16 protein-coding genes are annotated in these 18,083 nt (G+C 42.3%); 6 read left to right on the top strand and 10 right to left on the bottom strand.

Annotated elements, in window-relative coordinates:
* Positions 1 to 181: 181 nt before the first annotated feature.
* The gene (locus tag ALKIM_RS18675) at positions 182 to 658 is read left to right on the top strand and encodes a signal peptidase I (RefSeq protein WP_044117977.1); all 477 of its coding nucleotides are present in this window, start codon (positions 182 to 184) and stop codon (positions 656 to 658) included.
* Between the two features lie 106 nt (positions 659 to 764).
* Here ALKIM_RS18675 and ALKIM_RS0114110 read toward each other — a convergent pair whose 3' ends face one another.
* The 4 genes from ALKIM_RS0114110 to ALKIM_RS0114095 all read right to left on the bottom strand — a co-directional run bounded on the left by ALKIM_RS0114110 (position 765) and on the right by ALKIM_RS0114095 (position 4,017).
* Positions 765 to 2,024, bottom strand: coding sequence for an adenylosuccinate synthase (locus ALKIM_RS0114110; protein ID WP_026475208.1), 1,260 nt, complete (start codon positions 2,022 to 2,024; stop codon positions 765 to 767).
* 380 nt (positions 2,025 to 2,404) lie between these two features.
* Positions 2,405 to 2,857 carry a Fur family transcriptional regulator gene (locus ALKIM_RS0114105; RefSeq protein WP_026475207.1) on the bottom strand — a complete coding sequence of 151 codons (453 nt, stop codon included), beginning with the start codon at positions 2,855 to 2,857 and terminating at the stop codon, positions 2,405 to 2,407.
* Positions 2,858 to 2,967: 110 nt separating this feature from the next.
* Positions 2,968 to 3,423, bottom strand: coding sequence for an SsrA-binding protein SmpB (gene smpB, locus ALKIM_RS0114100; RefSeq protein ID WP_026475206.1), 456 nt, complete (start codon positions 3,421 to 3,423; stop codon positions 2,968 to 2,970).
* Between the two features lie 3 nt (positions 3,424 to 3,426).
* Entirely contained in the window at positions 3,427 to 4,017 is a 591-nt protein-coding gene (locus ALKIM_RS0114095; RefSeq protein WP_044117976.1) for a YIP1 family protein, read from the bottom strand.
* A 169-nt stretch (positions 4,018 to 4,186) separates the two neighbouring features.
* On the opposite strand from ALKIM_RS0114095, the gene miaA reads away from it, so the two are divergent.
* Both miaA and ALKIM_RS0114080 read left to right on the top strand, forming a co-directional pair.
* A complete protein-coding gene (gene miaA, locus ALKIM_RS0114090; RefSeq protein ID WP_044118330.1) occupies positions 4,187 to 5,110 on the top strand; it encodes a tRNA (adenosine(37)-N6)-dimethylallyltransferase MiaA in 924 nt (307 codons plus the stop codon).
* A 310-nt stretch (positions 5,111 to 5,420) separates the two neighbouring features.
* The gene (locus tag ALKIM_RS0114080; protein WP_026475202.1) at positions 5,421 to 6,818 is read left to right on the top strand and encodes an adenylate/guanylate cyclase domain-containing protein; all 1,398 of its coding nucleotides are present in this window, start codon (positions 5,421 to 5,423) and stop codon (positions 6,816 to 6,818) included.
* A gap of 12 nt (positions 6,819 to 6,830) precedes the next feature.
* On the opposite strand, the gene ALKIM_RS0114075 is transcribed toward ALKIM_RS0114080, so the two are convergent.
* The gene (locus ALKIM_RS0114075) at positions 6,831 to 7,970 is read right to left on the bottom strand and encodes a metallophosphoesterase (protein ID WP_235714421.1); all 1,140 of its coding nucleotides are present in this window, start codon (positions 7,968 to 7,970) and stop codon (positions 6,831 to 6,833) included.
* A 220-nt stretch (positions 7,971 to 8,190) separates the two neighbouring features.
* Here ALKIM_RS0114075 and ALKIM_RS0114070 point away from each other — a divergent pair, with 220 nt between their 5' ends.
* Positions 8,191 to 8,493, top strand: coding sequence for a hypothetical protein (locus tag ALKIM_RS0114070; RefSeq protein WP_026475200.1), 303 nt, complete (start codon positions 8,191 to 8,193; stop codon positions 8,491 to 8,493).
* Between the two features lie 5 nt (positions 8,494 to 8,498).
* On the opposite strand, the gene ALKIM_RS0114065 is transcribed toward ALKIM_RS0114070, so the two are convergent.
* The 4 genes from ALKIM_RS0114065 to ALKIM_RS0114050 form a co-directional block, all read right to left on the bottom strand.
* Positions 8,499 to 9,320, bottom strand: coding sequence for an SDR family oxidoreductase (locus tag ALKIM_RS0114065; RefSeq protein WP_026475199.1), 822 nt, complete (start codon positions 9,318 to 9,320; stop codon positions 8,499 to 8,501).
* Positions 9,321 to 9,410: 90 nt separating this feature from the next.
* Entirely contained in the window at positions 9,411 to 10,355 is a 945-nt protein-coding gene (locus tag ALKIM_RS0114060; protein WP_026475198.1) for a serine/threonine protein kinase, read from the bottom strand.
* 153 nt (positions 10,356 to 10,508) lie between these two features.
* Complete coding sequence (glyA, locus tag ALKIM_RS0114055; RefSeq protein WP_026475197.1) at positions 10,509 to 11,789, bottom strand: serine hydroxymethyltransferase; 1,281 nt, start codon at positions 11,787 to 11,789, stop codon at positions 10,509 to 10,511.
* A 102-nt stretch (positions 11,790 to 11,891) separates the two neighbouring features.
* On the bottom strand, positions 11,892 to 13,676 hold the full coding sequence (locus ALKIM_RS0114050) for a chloride channel protein (protein WP_044117975.1): 1,785 nt from the start codon (positions 13,674 to 13,676) through the stop codon (positions 11,892 to 11,894).
* A gap of 446 nt (positions 13,677 to 14,122) precedes the next feature.
* On the opposite strand from ALKIM_RS0114050, the gene ALKIM_RS0114045 reads away from it, so the two are divergent.
* On the top strand, positions 14,123 to 14,506 hold the full coding sequence (locus ALKIM_RS0114045; protein WP_026475195.1) for a co-chaperone GroES: 384 nt from the start codon (positions 14,123 to 14,125) through the stop codon (positions 14,504 to 14,506).
* Between the two features lie 90 nt (positions 14,507 to 14,596).
* Here the strand turns inward: ALKIM_RS0114045 and ALKIM_RS0114040 are convergent, their stop codons facing one another.
* Positions 14,597 to 15,472, bottom strand: coding sequence for a copper resistance protein NlpE N-terminal domain-containing protein (locus ALKIM_RS0114040; RefSeq protein ID WP_084555895.1), 876 nt, complete (start codon positions 15,470 to 15,472; stop codon positions 14,597 to 14,599).
* A gap of 156 nt (positions 15,473 to 15,628) precedes the next feature.
* Here ALKIM_RS0114040 and ALKIM_RS0114035 point away from each other — a divergent pair, with 156 nt between their 5' ends.
* Positions 15,629 to 18,019, top strand: coding sequence for a TonB-dependent receptor (locus ALKIM_RS0114035; protein ID WP_026475193.1), 2,391 nt, complete (start codon positions 15,629 to 15,631; stop codon positions 18,017 to 18,019).
* Positions 18,020 to 18,083 lie beyond the last annotated feature (64 nt).

Raw genomic sequence — 18,083 nt, 5'->3', positions numbered from 1 at the left:
ATTATGGTCAAAACAACCGATTTTAAAAACTAGTCCACATTCTCCAAAAATAATAAAATTACACTCCGGTTAAACTCTGCGGCCATTTTCAAATTGGCAAAAGATGTTTTGAAACCACATTTTATCACTTGTTTGGTAAGTAAAAAGTAGCTTTTTTTGCAGAGTATTAAGATTATAAAAAATGCAACCTCTATCGGAATCGGAATATGTTTTATGGCTTATTGAATTGCTGAAACAGGGTAAGACCATCCTGGCACCTGTTCGCGGCATGAGCATGTTCCCATTCTTACTTAAAGGTGATATTATAAAGGTGAGTCCGGCCAATTTTCACTCACTAAATCCCGGGGATGTGGTAGTATATTGCATTGACGGAAAACTTGTAGCTCACCGGCTCATTAAACGCGATTTGGCAAAAGGAGTTTGCATTACCCGTGGGGATGGAAACAGCCGTGCCGATTCACCTATACAGGAATCAAGCATTATCGGAACTGTAACTGCTGTTGTATCATCCAGATTCTCCTGGGCCAAAGTAGCCATTGGAAAAGCGGGTAAATATCTGGCATTCACGGCTCCTGTCACAGGCCCTCTTTTTTATATTTCGGGTGTTGTGGCTTATAAGGTTAAAACCTGGATTTCTCCTTCCGAAACAGACAACTGAAACATCATCAGCGTCAATTTATAGAACCCCGAAGGCATAGGGGCAAAAAAAAACGCCGGATACTGCTTTAACAGCAATCCGGCGTTATTAATATCTGTAAAATGCGCTACCTGATGATTGTTTGAGCACGATCAGGTCCCACAGAGATAATGGTGATGGGTACTCCCAACTCTTTCTCCAAGTAGGTAATATAATTTTTGAATGCAGCAGGGAATTCTGCTTCTGTCTGAACATTGGTCAAGTCACATTTCCATCCGGGCATCTCGGTGTAAACAGGCTCAAGATTTTCAGGCAGTTCAAACGGAAAATCGGTAATTACTTCTCCATCCACCTTGTAGGCAGTGGCCACTTTTATTATCTCCTGATCGCTGAGCACATCACTTTTCATCATGATAAGTTGAGTTACGCCATTGATCATTACACTATACTTAAGTGCAACCAAATCGAGCCAGCCGCAGCGTCGTGGGCGACCGGTGGTGGAACCAAACTCATTTCCATTCTTGCGAAGGTTCTCTCCTACCTCATCAAACAGTTCGGTAGGGAAAGGCCCTGAGCCCACGCGAGTGCAATAGGCTTTAAAAATTCCGAACACCTCACCTATTTTATTCGGGGCAATGCCCATGCCGGTACAAGCACCAGCACATACTGTATTTGATGAAGTCACAAATGGATAGGATCCGAAATCAATGTCGAGCAGGGTTCCTTGCGCACCTTCAGCCAGAAGACTCTTGCCTTCACTGATGTAGCGGTTAAGTTCATGCTCACTGTCGATCAGCTTGAACATTTTAATGGTTTCGATGCCCTCCTGTAATCCTTTTTCAAAAGCTTCGATGTCATACTCAAAGTTGTACATACGAAGCATCTGTATGTGTTTGGCTTTTAGTGCCTCATACTTCTCATCAAATCCGCTGAGTATATCACCTACACGTAAGCCGTTGCGTCCGGTTTTATCCATGTAAGTAGGGCCAATACCTTTAAGTGTGGAACCTATTTTAGTTGCACCTTTTGATGCTTCCGAAGCAGCATCAAGAATACGATGGGTTGGTAAAATAAGGTGCGCCTTTTTTGAAATGTAAAGGTTCTTTGTAAGGTCGGTACCTTTTGCCATCAAGCCATCAATTTCACGCTTAAAGGTAATTGGATCCAGCACCACACCATTTCCAATCACATTGATTTTATCGGTATGAAAGATACCCGAGGGTATGTTGTGAAGAACAAACTTCTGGTTGTCGAACTCAAGGGTATGGCCGGCATTTGGACCTCCTTGAAAACGTGTAATCACATCATATTTGGGAGTTAATACATCTACCACTTTTCCTTTGCCCTCATCACCCCACTGCAAACCAAGTAATACATCTACCTTCATCGTAATTCAAATTATTAGATGCTGTATTCCAGCGCGTAAAAATATTTATTCCTGAAGGAGAACGCTGTGCGCACCACCAACAGATATTTATATGTGATGTTTGACAATGCAATTCATCAAGTTTAAAGAATGTACCTGAAGCGGGTCTCTCAAGCTGATTTTTATGCTTACATCAAACAACAAAAAATCGGAAAATCGTCCCCGCTTATAGGGATGACTTTCCGATGTGTAAAAATAGATATTATTAATGGGATAATTTCGAAAAAACGAAATTTAATTTTATTACATCCACACAAACCTTTAAATGTGAAGGCACTTATGAACAAAAGAGCGTTTGAAACAATTCGAACCCAAAACCCGACAGACCTCAATAATCCATATCAGTCTTTGGATTTGCAACTACTGCAAGTACCGTATATATAAAGTGAATGATGCGACACTTCAAAATCCATCACTTTGGCAGCATTGTTTAACACAATTTGCACCGATGGATCACAAAACTCCGTAACATGTCCACAACGAATGCAAATCAAGTGATCGTGCTGTTTAGACTCAAACGCTTTTTCAAACTGAGCAATGTTTTTACCAAACTGATGCTTAATAACCAGTTTGCAATCAAGCAACAAATCAATTGTATTGTAAAGTGTAGCTCTACTTACCCTGTAATTCTTATTCTTCATGAAAATATAGAGCGACTCAATGTCAAAATGACCATCGCGCGAATATATTTCATCAAGAATGGCATATCGCTCTGGTGTTTTACGATGTCCATTCTTCTGAAGGTACTCGGTAAATATTTGTTTTACGATATCTTTATTTTTGGCCTTATCCATAATTAATCCTATTAAAAACAGACTGCCGAAAAATAAGAAAATTTAAACACATTAGAAAGTTTATTCAAAGATAATAATTTAATGATAGATAGGTTTTGATAAAACGGATGCTAAAATTTCTTTTTAATGCGATCCATCTCACGGGATGCATCTTTGGCTTTCAACGTTTCGCGCTTATCGTGTTGCTTTTTACCTTTTGCCAAAGCAATTTCGAGCTTGGCAAAACCGCGATCATTCAGAAATAACCGCAATGGAATTATCGTGAGACCCGACTCTTTGGTTTTGCGCTCCAGTTTGTTAAGTTCTTTTCGTTGCAGCAAAAGTTTACGCTCTCGGGTAGGCTGATGATTGTTAAAGGTGCCGTAAAAGTACTCGGCAATATTTATACCCTTCACCCACAACTCATTGTTTACAAAATAACAATAAGAGTCAACCAAACTGGCTCTGCCCTGACGAATAGATTTTATCTCGGTACCGGCAAGCTGAATGCCTGCCACAAACCGTTCAATAAGCTCATAATCAAAAGTGCCCCGCTTGTTCTTTATATTGATTTTATTTACTGACATATTTTAAAATGCAATCAGTTTTAACAGAAAGTTCTTTACAAAGAAAGGAATAATATGAATGAGTACCGCAACTATCAATGTAATTGTAAACTGCCTCTCCTGCAAGCCAACTGTATTATCGCTGATGGAATACCAAATTATATACAGCGAATATACAGACGCCAATTGGAGAAAGAACAGCTCAGGAAGAAGATTTGTGACAATGGTGATCAGGTAAAAAAGACCTGATGAGTAAGCCACAACTCGAAAGGCAAAGTTACTGTTGCCGGCAATTTTAAACTTTGACAACAAAAAACGGAAAACAAACCATGAAAGATAGAGACTGCCAAACAGGGCCGAAAAAGCCACAACAGCATGTTTTAATGCAAGTTCAAAATTGACCTCCAAGCGGTTGAATACGATATTGAGGAAGGTGGCAATGGCGCAAATACCTATCAACGGCAGAGCAAACTCGGTCAGCACCTCATTCACACTTTTATCCTCCTGATGTATCTTGTGCCACTCCTTTTGGGGTGTCAATACCAGATTTTTCAACCTATAAAACAACCCTTTATACATCAATGCGGTGGTAACATTTTTCTTTTCCTCTGTCATAATAAGTCTCCTATTTCACAATTCATAAACACGACTCAGATCCACTCCACGACATTGCAAATTTATAAAAATGGATGAACCCAATCGGATTCACCAGACTATTTTACCACTGCCTGCAAGTTATTATTTTTGTTAGATGTATCTTTACCCACATCGGAAATCCATAATCATGAAAGCAGCATCATACAATCTGGTTGCCATAGTAGGTCCCACCGCATCAGGAAAAACAGCATTTGCAGCCCATCTGGCAAAAGCCATCGGGGGCGAAATAATTAGTGGTGACTCACGGCAGGTTTACAGGAGAATGGATTTGGGCACCGGAAAAGATTATGATGATTATCTGGTGGATGGCTGCACTGTACCATCTCACCTGCTCGACATTCGGGAACCGGGCTATAAATATAATGTGTACGAGTTTCAAAACGATTTCTTCGAGGTATTTAAAAAACTTCAGGCACAAAACGTCTGGCCGGTATTATGTGGCGGAACAGGTATGTATATCGAAGCAGTTCTTCAACGATTCAAGCTGATACACGTACCTGCCAATCCCTCGTTGCGTGAAATGCTTAAGGATAAATCACTGGCTGAGCTGGAAGAGATCCTCTCCACTTTTCGCATCTTACACAATTCCACCGATACCGATACTGTAAAACGTGCCATTAGAGCCATTGAAATTGAAACCTATTATCAGACACACCCGGAAATTGAAGTTGAACTGCCTGAAGTCAACCCACTAATAGTTGGCATCAACATTGACCGGGACGCACGACGTGCAAAAATCACCAGACGTCTGGAGCAGCGGCTGAAATCGGGAATGATTGAAGAGGTGAAGTCGCTGTTGTCGGAAGGCATATCTCCCGATGACCTAATTTACTATGGCCTTGAATACAAATATTTAACACAGCACATCATTGGCCAAATCAGCTACGACGAAATGTTCAACCAGCTAAACATTGCCATTCATCAGTTTGCAAAACGGCAAATGACATGGTTTCGGGGCATGGAACGTCGTGGTTTCACCATTCATTGGCTCAATGCAGAAAGTCCGCTCGAAGAGAGAGTTGAAATGGTTAAATCCCTTTTACTAAAGTAGTCGGAAGTCTGGCGCAATTTCAACAGTGACAATGACCGAACCTGCTCGCTTATCAAGATAAAGTTTCAACTGGTCAAAAAACAGTTCAACAGAACGATATTTACGCCTCTTATTCCCCAACCAACCATCTACTCCTACTGTCTGGAAATCAGAAACTATCACCACACGATTCAAAAAAAGAGTCCGCACTATCTTCTATAAACCCCATTATTCCATCAATTTAAGGAAACCTTTTAGATACCTCACTACGTATTTTGTAGTAAATTTGATAACAAAGCCCGTGAAAAACCTAGCTAAACTACCTGCTTTAATGGAAGAGCCCGAAAGCTATATAGAGCGCATACATCGATTGGCCGACAGAAACAAAGAATTAAAAAATCAGTTGGACGAGCTGGTAAAACGATTTACCAGCATAGAGATGCAGAATAAGCAATATCAGGACATCGTTTCGAAATACGCACAGGAACCCGAAGAAAAAGTCAGAGATGCCAGAAAGAATGCCAAAAGGCTGAGAATGGTATCTGTACTTTATATATCAGTTCATGGATTTGAAGAGCTATACAGATTGGAAGACCCCTCACCCATGGTCGATCTATTGGATGAACTGTACCTTGCATTGGAGGAGATAGCTTTTATCTATAACGTTGTTAAAATAAAATCGGTAGGTGATGTAATGATATTTGCAGCCGGGCTTCAGGGCGAAAACCGAACCAACCCCATTGATATTGTTCGTGTAGCGCTTGAAATGCAACAAGCAGTTGAGAAGCTGAAAGCGCCCGATGGAAAGCAATTCTGGAGGCTGAAAATGGGCATACATACCGGCCCTGTTGTGGCAATACCCGGTGGGAACTCTGCGCAAGGATATAGTTTCTCAGGCGACAGCATCAACATTGCATGCAGACTTGGAGAGGCATGTCCGGCTTCATCAATCTCAACCTCTGTAATGACCTATGAATTGATTAAGGAGTTTTTCGACAGTTCACTGATTGGCAAAATGCCCGTGAAATACAAAGGTAATTTGGGAATGTACAACATCTCAGGTTACCGACCTGAACTTCAATCATCCGAATCGGATTTGATACCAAACCACAAATTCAAAGTTCAATACCTCACGCTAAAATTCCTGGATATTCAGGAAGAACTACTCGATTATCTTGAATCAAAACTACCTGAAAATCTATATTATCACAACATAAAACATACAATTGATGTGATAACAGAAGTTGAACTCATCGGTTGGGCCGAAGGTGTCTCCGAAGAGAACATCCTTCTGCTAAAACTTGCTGCACTGTTTCATGATGCCGGACACACCATCAGCTATAAAAATCATGAACATTACGGCACGGTGATGGCGCGCGAAAAGCTTGCAAGCTACGATTTTGATGCCGAACAGATTGAGACCGTATGCCGGCTGATTATGGCTACCAAGATGCCGCCTAAACCCATGGATCTGCTCGAAGCAATTATGTGCGATTCAGATCTTGATTACCTCGGAAGAACCGATTTTATTCCGGTATCCAACACCCTTTTCAAAGAGCTGAAAGAGTATGATATGATTGGCTCCTGGAAAGAGTGGAACAAACTTCAGTTAAAGTTTATCAGTAACCATCAGTATTTTACGAAAACGGCGTTACAGTTACGTGAAGTGAACAAACAGCAGCAGATAGATCGGCTTGAACAGCTTATAAGTAACAGTTCAATGATTTAATGTTGTACGGTTTTATTTGAAATAGATATTGATGAGCACAATCTCTGGACGGTTACCAGTTCTGACAGGCGGACCCCAAGTGCCAAATCCGGTACTAACGTAAAAGTGGGTATTCTCCTTTTTTAAATAGCCCCGGCTGAGTTCAAAAATACTTTTCGTGACATAACCAAAGGGCCATAACTGACCGTGATGTGTATGTCCGGATATCTGCAAATCCACTCCGGCGTGCATAGCTTCATCAAGATTGTAAGGCTGATGATCGAGTAAAATAACCGGTTTCGAAAAATCCACATCTGACAGAAGCTCATCAAGACCCATACGAGCCGTGCCCGTGGACCATCTTTTATGTAAATCCTCTCTGCCAACCACATAAAAACTATTGTTTATAAGCAGCGCCGAATCTCTCAGAACATTGATTCCGTTCTGCTCAAGATACCTGATGGAAGGTTCACCTCCGCCAATATACTCGTGGTTGCCGGTTGAAGCAAAAACGCCCATTGGCGCTGAGAGTTTTTGGAGGTTCTCACCAAGGTTTTGCTTTATAACTGGTTTTACATCTTCATCAACCACATCACCAGGGAAAAGGATGATATCGGGCTTTAAACTGTTTATGGTATTCACCAGCTTCTCTGTTTTTCGGGGGCCAATGATGGTTCCCAAATGGATGTCGGAGGCAGCAACCACCCTTAGGTATTCCAAATTACCGGCTCCCTTGGGCAAGGAAATATCGACCCTTGAAATTTTTGGATACCATGCATTGAAATGACCTCCTGCTATGATTAAAACAGAAATGAGCGATACCACGCCGAAAGCCCTAAGCTTTAATGCAGGTATATCTGGCGCACCAAACCTATCAAAAAATGGCAGAAAATAATTAACGATGCGCCCCATATCGGTAAAAAGAAGCATTAGTGTGATGTAAAGCATCCCTGCGAACCAAAAGGCACCCACCCAATGTAGGGTGATTGGTACAGGATGATACCATATTTTCTCGAGCATCCGGCCTGCGGGGTATGCAACTGTTACAATCAACATAAACAGGATAAACCAGGGCCGAAAGCCCGGAGCCGCTTCCAATGCCTGCCATCCCCGTAAGGCAATATAAAAATTCACCAGTGCATGTATGCTGAAAAAAATCACGAAAAACATCATATCATTCTATCTATTAACTATTTATAAATAACATCTATCTCCAAAACCGGGCTAAACCCCATCAATTTATTTGCCAAAGTTCAATCTTTCCTGATAACTGCCAAAATAACCTGAATATCAATAAAAGAGTTTCTTGTCCTTATTGTGTTTTAGTCTTAACTTTGTATCTGGCATCGGGAACAATCCATGCATGCAATCGTTTTTGTTAAAACTATAAGCTATGAATAGAGATAAATATTTGCCCGTTGACCCTATCTTTTTTGATGTTGTAGAATCAGAAAAGTTAAAAAACAAAATCTGTTCGGTGAATTACTTTGGTGAAGCCAATAAGGTTGAAGGCGCAAAGGGACAAATTGCAGGCATCATCTCACCGGATAATTTCTCTCAATATCTTCAACTTACAGGCGCAGATCCAATTCGGGCAGACCGCATCATTACCATTAATGGCATTCCCGGTCCTGCTTATGATGAATATGACAGCTATGCCCTTGCTTGTTTAACCTGTATGGGCGGTATGGACTAAATTCATCAAAGCCCTAACACCCCTCGGGTGAACAATCGCATAATACTTCCGGGAGTGAGTTTGTTAAATACCATCAAAGTTTTAGCCATCACACCCGATGGATAGCGAATGACCGGCCCCTTGCGAATGGTAGCGCGATAAATTGTACGGGCTACTGTTTCGGGAGTAGATGCATAACTAAAAACCAATCCATAGGCGCGATTCACCTTTTGAACAAATCCATTGTAGCTACCATCTTCCGGTGTGGGTAAATCCTGCCTTGAGCGACCGTTAAACTCGGTCTTTACCGGTCCCGGTTCTACCAGGCGCACCCGGATGTTAAATGGCCTTAACTCATAATAAAGACTCTCTGTGAGCCCTTCTATTGCAAACTTGGTGGCATGATACAATGAATATAGTGGCATACCCACCCTACCCGCGATGGATGAAATATTGACAATTACGCCTCCATTTTGTTGCCTGAAAATTGGAATGGCACCCTGAATAACTCTGATAACACCCATAAGATTGGTGTCAATCTGTTGTTGAATCTGTGCCTCACTGGCACCCTCAAACGGACCAATGGCACCATAACCCGCATTATTCACCACGGCGGTAATGGCTCCAAAATCCTTCAGTGCCTGGCCTAAGGCATTTGTGATTGTTTCAGGCACTGTCACATCCAATTGGTAAAGTTTCACCCCTTGCAACTGTTTAAGCCCAGCAGGAGCCTTTTCAATATTACGCATGGTTGCAGCAACCTCCCAGCCTTTTGCTACAAAATATTTCACGGTGGCAAGGCCAATGCCTGAAGAGGCTCCCGTAATAAACAGTACTGGTTTAGTCATATATAGTTCTATTACTTCTTAAAATTTAGGATTGATGATTTGCAATGTGTGGCATATATTTCAAAGTTACCACGCCTGTTGTCAAACAAATCACTTTAGAAACTTAAACAACTTTTCTACCAAATTAGTTCTGGCATTCCGACAATAATTTGCTTCAACACCAAGCGCTTCTGCAAACTGAGACGCAGATGAGAACCGCAATTGAATCCCCGCCTGAATGTTGCTAATAATCTCATCGTGATTCAACAGGCGAGGTGGCAGGCGAAATGGTTGCCGTGCGGTTGCTTTTTCTATTATTCTGAAAATCTCCTGTCGCATGCCAAAAGGCTTTCGCAATGGTGAGTTAAGTTGTAGATGCAACAACATTTCCGGGTCAAAATAGTGAAAGGCCTTTTTGTGAGTAAGCACCTCGTAGAGCGTTACGCCGAGTGCAAACAAATCACTGGCCGGACACAACAACTCACCATAGTTGAGCATCTGCTCAGGCGGCGAATAACCCATCGCAAAAGGCGTCCTACTGCCTTCCGAAATCGAGGGATACTTTCGGCAAAGTTCAAAATCGATAAGCCTGATATGCTTCGGCTTAAACATTCGAGAATCCTCACCATCTGCATATACCACGAGAATATTGGATGGTTTTATGTCACAGTGCAACACTCCATATTGGTGCAGACACTCCAATCCCGAGGCCAACTGAATAAAACCATCCATCCAAAACCGGGTATCAATTTTCCTGTAAATACGCGGATTGACTAATATTTCCTTTATTGTTCTACCTGCAACAAATGCTCTTACAAGGTAGGTTTTACCCTCAAAATGTATCGTTTTATATCGGTTGAGAAGTGCTGGGTGTACAATGCTGCCAAGCTGATTTATAATGTCTGATTTCTCTGTATCCGAAGGAATTTCCTTTACCACCACACTCTTTTGGGAGACCTCCTCGGTTGCGCTCCATACCTTACCAAACTTTGCCGACGAAAGCAACTTAAAATTGCTGTAACCAGCAATGGCGATATGAGAAGAGGTCTGTTTCAACTTAAAATTATGACAATTTACTTAAGTACACCTGTCAAAAAAAAATAGTTAAGTGGTGAAAAGCATTGCAAAATTAAGCAATCAGAAAACATAAAAAAAGAGGCTGTCGTGTATCAACGCAGCCTCTTTCTATGTGTATGCCAGTGGCAAAAATCAATATGCGAAAAGCGGGAATGCTTGCATCATCTCATTCACACGGTTGCGAACACTTGCAATGGTTTTCTCGTCATCAGCATTCGACAACACCTCATCGATGAACCCTACAATGGGAGCAATATGCTGCTCTTTGAGTCCACGGGTGGTTAAAGCAGCAGTTCCCAAACGGATGCCCGAAGTCTGGAATGGCGAGCGATCATCAAAAGGCACCATGTTTTTATTGATGGTGATATCGGCCAAAACCAGCGTATTTTCGGCTTTTTTACCTGTTAACTCGGGGAATTTGGTACGAAGGTCAACCAGCATACTGTGGTTGTCGGTTCCGCCGGAAATGATCTTATATCCTTTTTCGATGAGGAGACGAGCCATTTCGGCAGCATTCTTCTTCACTTGTGTCTGATACTCTTTATATTCAGGCTGCAAAGCCTCAAAGAAAGAGACAGCCTTAGCGGCAATAACGTGCTCAAGTGGTCCGCCCTGAATACCCGGGAAAACAGCAGAATCGAGCAGTGATGACATTTTACGGATTTCACCTTTTTTCGTTGTCTTACCAAAAGGATTGTCAAAATCTTCACCAATAATTATGATACCACCTCTGGGGCCACGAAGTGTTTTGTGGGTAGTAGATGTTACCACATGGGCATATTTAACAGGATTGTTGAGCAATCCGGCAGCAATAAGTCCGGCAGGGTGAGCCATGTCAATCATCAGGATGGCACCAATTTTATCGGCAATGGCACGCATACGGGCATAATCCCAATCACGCGAATAAGCAGATGCGCCACCAATAATTAATTTTGGCTTATGCTCCAGCGCCATGGCTTCCATCATGTCGTAGTCCACCAAACCGGTATCTTCTTTAACACCATAGGCTAAGGGTTGGTACCACAAACCGGAGCTGTTTACCGGAGAGCCATGCGAAAGGTGTCCGCCATGCGCCAAATCAAGGCCAAGGAATTTGTCACCCGGCTCAAGTACGGTCATCAACACAGCCATGTTAGCCTGTGCACCGGAGTGAGGCTGAACGTTTGCCCATTCAGCATTAAAAAGTTCCTTAAGACGCTCAATGGCCAGTCCTTCACTCTGATCAACTATCTGGCAGCCGCCATAATAACGGGCGCCGGGTAGTCCTTCAGCGTATTTGTTGGTCATAACCGAACCCATCGCCTCCATAACCTGAGGGCTGACAAAGTTTTCGGATGCAATAAGTTCCACGCCATCCATTTGGCGGTGGTGCTCTTTTTGAATCAGATCAAAAATTTTCTCGTCTCTCTTCATTACCTATATTGTTAAATATGCCGTTCGTTATATTTTGCTACAAAATTATCGTAATATATTAAAGATTCACAGTTTTACATCCATAAAAACATGAAGCTGCTACTAATCTTCGGTAAAGTGGATAAGAACGCGTCTGTAAACCGAGAATATTTTGGATTTTGATACGAACCCTACATACTTTCCATCCTCAACCACGGGCAAATTCCAGGCTCCGGTATCTTCGAACTTTTTCATCACCTCATCCATGTTATCGCCCGTTTGAATAAATGCGGGAGGAACAGTCATTAGATGTTTCACCTTTGTGGTGGCATAAAGCTCACTGTTAAACATTATTTCTCTGATATCGTCAAGGATAACAATTCCGAGAAGTTTACGCTCTTCATTCAACACCGGGAAAAGGTTGCGTTTGGCTTTGGCAATAATCTTAACCAATTCGCCAAGAGTCTGCTCCTCATGCACTGTGAGGAAATCAGTCTCGAGCACTTTGTTTAAGCGCATCAGTGTTAAAACGGCCTTATCTTTTTGATGAGTTATCAGCTCCCCTCTGCGCGCCAACCTGCGCGTGTAAATGGTATGGGGTTCAAAGTATTTATTGGTTAAAAATGAGATTGCCGACACAGTAATCAACGGAATAAAAAGCGCATATCCATTGGTAATTTCAGCAATAAGGAAGATGGCCGTAAGCGGGGCATGCATCACACCCGACATTAAAGCCGCCATTCCAACCAGCGTAAAATGTGATACCGGAAGATTGGCTCCGAAGCTATTGAGCAGAAGTGCCAGAAAATAGCCTGTTACCCCACCAAGAAAAAGCGTTGGTGCAAAAATTCCTCCAACGCCACCGCTGGCATTTGTAAAAGTAGAAGCAACCACCTTGAAGGCCAGAATCAGTATCAAAAACACAAGTATGGCCACATTGTTGTGCCTAAACGAATAGAAAATACTGTTGGCCACAATGGCGTCGGAGTTGCCTGACAACATGGCCGTAATGGTATCGTAGCCTTCACCATATAGGGGTGGGAAGATAAAAATCAAAATACTGAGTACCAAACCACCAAACAACCACTTTACATAGGGATTTTGAATCTTGCCCATCCGCCGCTCCAGATAGAGTGTGGACCATGTCATGTGCAACGAAACCAGTCCGCCCACAATACCAAGAATCACATAAAATGGCAGGTTATCCAAATCGAATGGCGCTTCGAGCATGAAGGTAAATTCAGCTCCCTCACCCAGAAAAAAATAGGCAACAGATGCTGCACAAACGGCGGCAAGTAAAAGGGGAACAATGGAGACAACGGTCAGATCGATCATCAGCACTTCAACAGTAAACATCAAACCTGCCATGGGCGCCTTAAAAATACCGGCAATGGCACCCGCTGCGCCGCATCCGATAAGTAAGGTAATGGTTTTGTAGTTCATGTGAAACAACCGCCCCAGCGATGATCCAATGGAAGCCCCTGTGAGAACAATCGGCGCCTCTGCCCCTACCGACCCACCAAAACCGATGGTGAAAGTACTGGCAATAACCGATGTGAACGAGTTGTGCGATTTAAGATTACTATCCTTTTTGGATATGGCATAGAGAATTTTCGTAACACCGTGGCTGATGTCATCTTTCACCACATATCTTACAAACAGGAAGGTGATGAAAATACCAATCATGGGATACAACAGGTACAAGTAGTTCCAATCGGTTAAATCAAAGCCCTCTGTAAGAAAGTCGTGAAGAAAGTGAATGGCATTCTTGAGAATAACAGCCGCCAGTCCGCTGAATATTCCAACAACCATAGCCAGTATTATTAAAAAGTTGCGGTGGGAGATGTTTCGTACTCTCCATACAATGAACCGGCTAAACCACTTAGACGCTAACTCTGTGAGAATCATTTTAAATATTTTGGGAATGCGAATTTAGGGCATATTATGATTTTTATCAAAAAAATAGAAACCCTAAATAAATCATTGGCTGTTTAAATCTCCGAAGCTGGTAAAAATTAAGTTGTCGGAAATGATTAATTCCCTTGCAAAAAAGCAGTTTACATTCAGAGACTGTTTAAATTTATATTAATCTCCTTTGAAGATTTTTAGATAATAGATATTTAGACTGAGAGATAAGATAAATCTAATCATCTTTCACAACTACTCTATCTATCTAAAATCTAAAAGTCTTAACATCCATATCCTGTTTTAGAAATTAAATTTTACCAGTTACAAAATACATCCTAATAAAAACAGGGATTAATATTTTGTCAGGATTTGAAATATGTCAACTGGGTTAATCAGGTGCCATCCGTTTTGATGCAGTAAAATTATTTATCTTTGCAAGAAAAAGCATGTCACTCGGTATTGAAGAGAAAGATTTAAGCCGTTTTATCATGGTGGGCGACAGGGTACTTATTAAACCCAAATCGCCACAAAAGCAAACCAAATCGGGTTTGTATCTGCCACCAAACATCCAGGAAAAAGAGAAGGCACTGGCCGGCTATGTGGTAAAAGTTGGTCCCGGCTATCCAATTCCGGCCATTGCAGAAGCCGATGAGCCTTGGAAATCAAAAAACGATGAAGTAAAATATGTGCCGCTTCAGCCGGTTGAAGGCGATGTGGCGGTATATCTTCAGGGAAGTGCTCTTGAAATAGAGTTTAATGGCGAAAAATATGTCATTGTGCCACATTCTGCCATTCTCATGCTAATAAGAGACGAAGGTTTTCTGGAATAAAAATCCTTCTCACCCACAAAAGAACTCTTTTGATTGAACCGTAAAAGGTTGTTTCAAAAGAGTTTTTGAGTTTACTGTGAGACATGGGGATTAATTAGGCTGTGCAGGATTTAGCAAAACCAACGATGCGTTATTCACAACCCGAAACCTGTGAGGTTCAAGATTTTGCTGGTCGGGAATCATTTCAAGTATTTCCTCCTGTTTTTGTGATACGATGGTGGCAGTGTATTTGCCCGAGAATTTGCGAATAACCTCTCCATGCCCGTTAATTATGCCTTTATACATCAGAAACCGTCCGGCAATAGGGTCCAGATGAATCCTGAAACTGATTCCATCGCAGTCGGCACAAGCAATCACACCTGAAAAGGCTCTTGGATATTCACGTGACACCAGCTCAGGATGTTCAACACCAAAAGCAGCTCGGCGCGACAATACCTCAGATGGCAAATAGGTAAAATCACCTGAAGTAAACACCTCACGAACTGTTGGATATATTAATTCAGCATATACTCGGTTGTTGGCCAAATCGAACATCACAATGCCCAAAGCCTGAATGGCATCATCGGGCAACACACCAATGGAATAAACAACCCGCTCTTTTTTTAATGGGGTGGCCTCCTGCATAAGAAAAAGTAACTCCATGTACTTTTCATCACCCATTAGGGTGGTCATATGATGTTCCACCTCAGGTAACGTCCACAGGCCAACAGCAGATGGCCGTTTTCCCACATACTGATCGATAAGGGAGAGCTCATAGCGTTTTAAATCCAAAGCATTTTGCTGCTGAGAGTCAGACTCTTTAACAGGTCCTGAGACACAAGCTGTCAAACCCAGAAATGGAAGTAGAAGAAATATCCAATAGATTGAACAGCCATTAATTAAATGGGGATTGTTGCACCGCATAAAAGCTAAAAATCGGGATGCAGATAGCAGTAACCTGCCACGAGAATGAATTGAATATCTCATTTAAATCGCTTTTTGATTCATATCTTTGGAGCAGGGCTAATACGCATATTGCAAGTTGTGTGCCAAATAAAGTCACTTCTTTGTGTCAACTTTTTGAAACAAATCGACACTCTGACTGTTTAAGACACATGCCAAATAATTAAACAAAACACTAATATGAGGATAATATACGTTTTAATAATTGCATGCATACTCACTTTTAATTTGGATGTGCATTCGCAAAACGCTACACTTTCGGGCATTGTAAAAGATGCATATACCAACGAGCTTTTACCATTTACCAATATAGTCATTTTTAACACCAATCAAGGTACATCGAGTGACGATCAGGGTAGATTCTCGTTTGAAGGACTTGAACCTGGTTTTGTTCGTTTGCAAGTCTCTTCATTGGGTTATGAACCGCTTGTATCGGAAGAGATTCAAATATTATCCATTCGACGCAACTATGTGGAACTGGCTTTAAAACCCACCAGCACCTCCCTCGAAGAAATACGTGTTGTTGCCGACCCCTTTGCGCGCCGTATTGAGAGCCCCGTTTCGCTGCAACGCATCGGCATAGAAATTATTGAAAAGAGTGCGGGTACAGGGCGCGATTTTGGTAAAGTGCTACAGAGTTTTCCGGGTGTGGGTACAACGGCCTCGTTTCGCAACGATTTGATTGTACGTGGCGGTGGCCCTTCAGAGAACCGCTTTTTTCTGGATGGCATTGAAATTCCAGTGTTAAACCACTTCTCCACACAGGGCGCTTCAGGTGGCCCGGTCAGCATCCTCAATGTGGATTTTATCCGCGAAGTAGATTTTTACTCCGGAGCCTTTCCTGCTTCGAGAGGTAACGCACTAAGTTCGGTATTTGAATTCAGACAGATTGATGCCAACCCCGAAAAAGCCAGCTTTAAAGGAACACTTGGTGCTTCTGAAGTGTCGTTATCGGTAAACACACCCATAACGGAACGTACTGCAGGACTATTCTCTGTAAGACGATCGTACCTCAAATTTCTGTTCGACCAAATAGGACTCCCGTTTTTACCCACATTCAACGACTTTCAGTTTGTGACCAAAACACGTTTCGACCGTCGCAACGAACTCACCATTCTTGGTGTAGGTGCCATAGACCAGTTTAAACTAAACCCATCACCAAAACCATCTGAAGAAAACCGCTATATTTTAAGTTATCTGCCGGTGAATGAACAATGGAACTATACGGTAGGAGCATCTTACAAGCACTTTTTGAGCAGCAGCTACTATCAGCTGTCGCTAAGCCGAAGCCATCTGTACAACACCATCTACAAATACAAAGACAATGACAAAAGCTCACCAAACAACCTTATTAACGATTATAAATCAGACGAGATAGACAACAAGCTACGACTCGAGTATTTTGCCAATCCGGGAGAATGGACATTAAGTACAGGTGCAAACCTTGAATATGCCGAATATTACAACGAGACCGTTTCCAATGTCTTTCGCGATGGAAGTCCTACACTTTTATCTTATGATTCGGGACTTGGACTATTCAAGTGGGGAATGTATGGATCGGTTTCGCGCTCCATCATGGATGGAATGCTGTCACTGTCAGGCGGTGTTCGGATTGATGCCAACAATTATGGCTCATCCATGAATAATCCATTGGATCAACTTAGTCCGCGGGTTTCTGCCTCGTTACGCATCGCACCAAGAGTCTATTTAAATGCTTCTACCGGCCGCTATTTTCAGTTGCCAGCATATACCACCTTTGGTTATCGCAACAATGATGGCGAATTAGTGAACCGCAACAACAAACTAAAATACATACGTGCCGACCATTTCATTGGTGGGTTTGAATGGCGCGCAAACAACAACACACGTGTAACCATTGAAGGATTTAATAAACGATATGCCAACTATCCGGTATCGGTAACCGATGGCATTTCGCTTGCCAGCAAAGGAGCTGATTTTGGAGTGCTTGGCGACGAAGAGGTGCTTTCGGTAGGTGAAGGTCAAAGCTACGGTGCCGAATTTCTGATTCAGCAGCGATCATCCAAGGGGTTAAGCTATATTCTGGCCTATACATGGGTCACAAGCGAATTCACCGACCTTACCGGCAAGAGGTTGCCATCATCATGGGATAGCGGCCATTTGCTCACGCTTACAGTAAACAAATCATTCAAACGCAACTGGGATGCCGGACTTAAATGGCGTTACATCGGTGCGCTTCCATACACACCATTCGATAGAGACCAGTCTGAGCTTGTAGCAGCATGGGATTTGCGCGGTCGCGAATACCAGGATTTCTCACGTTTCAACGGTGAGCGCCTCAATCCGTTTCATCAACTGGACCTGCGGGTCGATAAAAGTTACTATTTCAACCGATTCTCACTGGGATTCTATATGGACATCCAAAACGTCTACGCCTTTCAAAACAAAAATGCACCCCGATTGGTACAGGTACTCGACGAAAATGAGCAGCCTTTGCTTCAGGGAACAAACCCTGAACGCTACGTTTTAAAAGAGTTGAGAACAACTACCGGAACCTTTTTACCATCGGTGGGTGTTATTCTTGAGTTTTAACGACTCGTTAAATTTGATCTGAGGCAATTCAAGCATTTCAACAGAGATTTAAGTAATAATAGAT

The organism is Alkaliflexus imshenetskii DSM 15055 (assembly GCF_000517065.1).
Taxonomy (GTDB): domain Bacteria; phylum Bacteroidota; class Bacteroidia; order Bacteroidales; family Marinilabiliaceae; genus Alkaliflexus; species Alkaliflexus imshenetskii.
The sequence above is the reverse complement of the archived record's forward strand: the minus strand, read 5'-3'. Positions and strand labels throughout refer to the sequence as shown.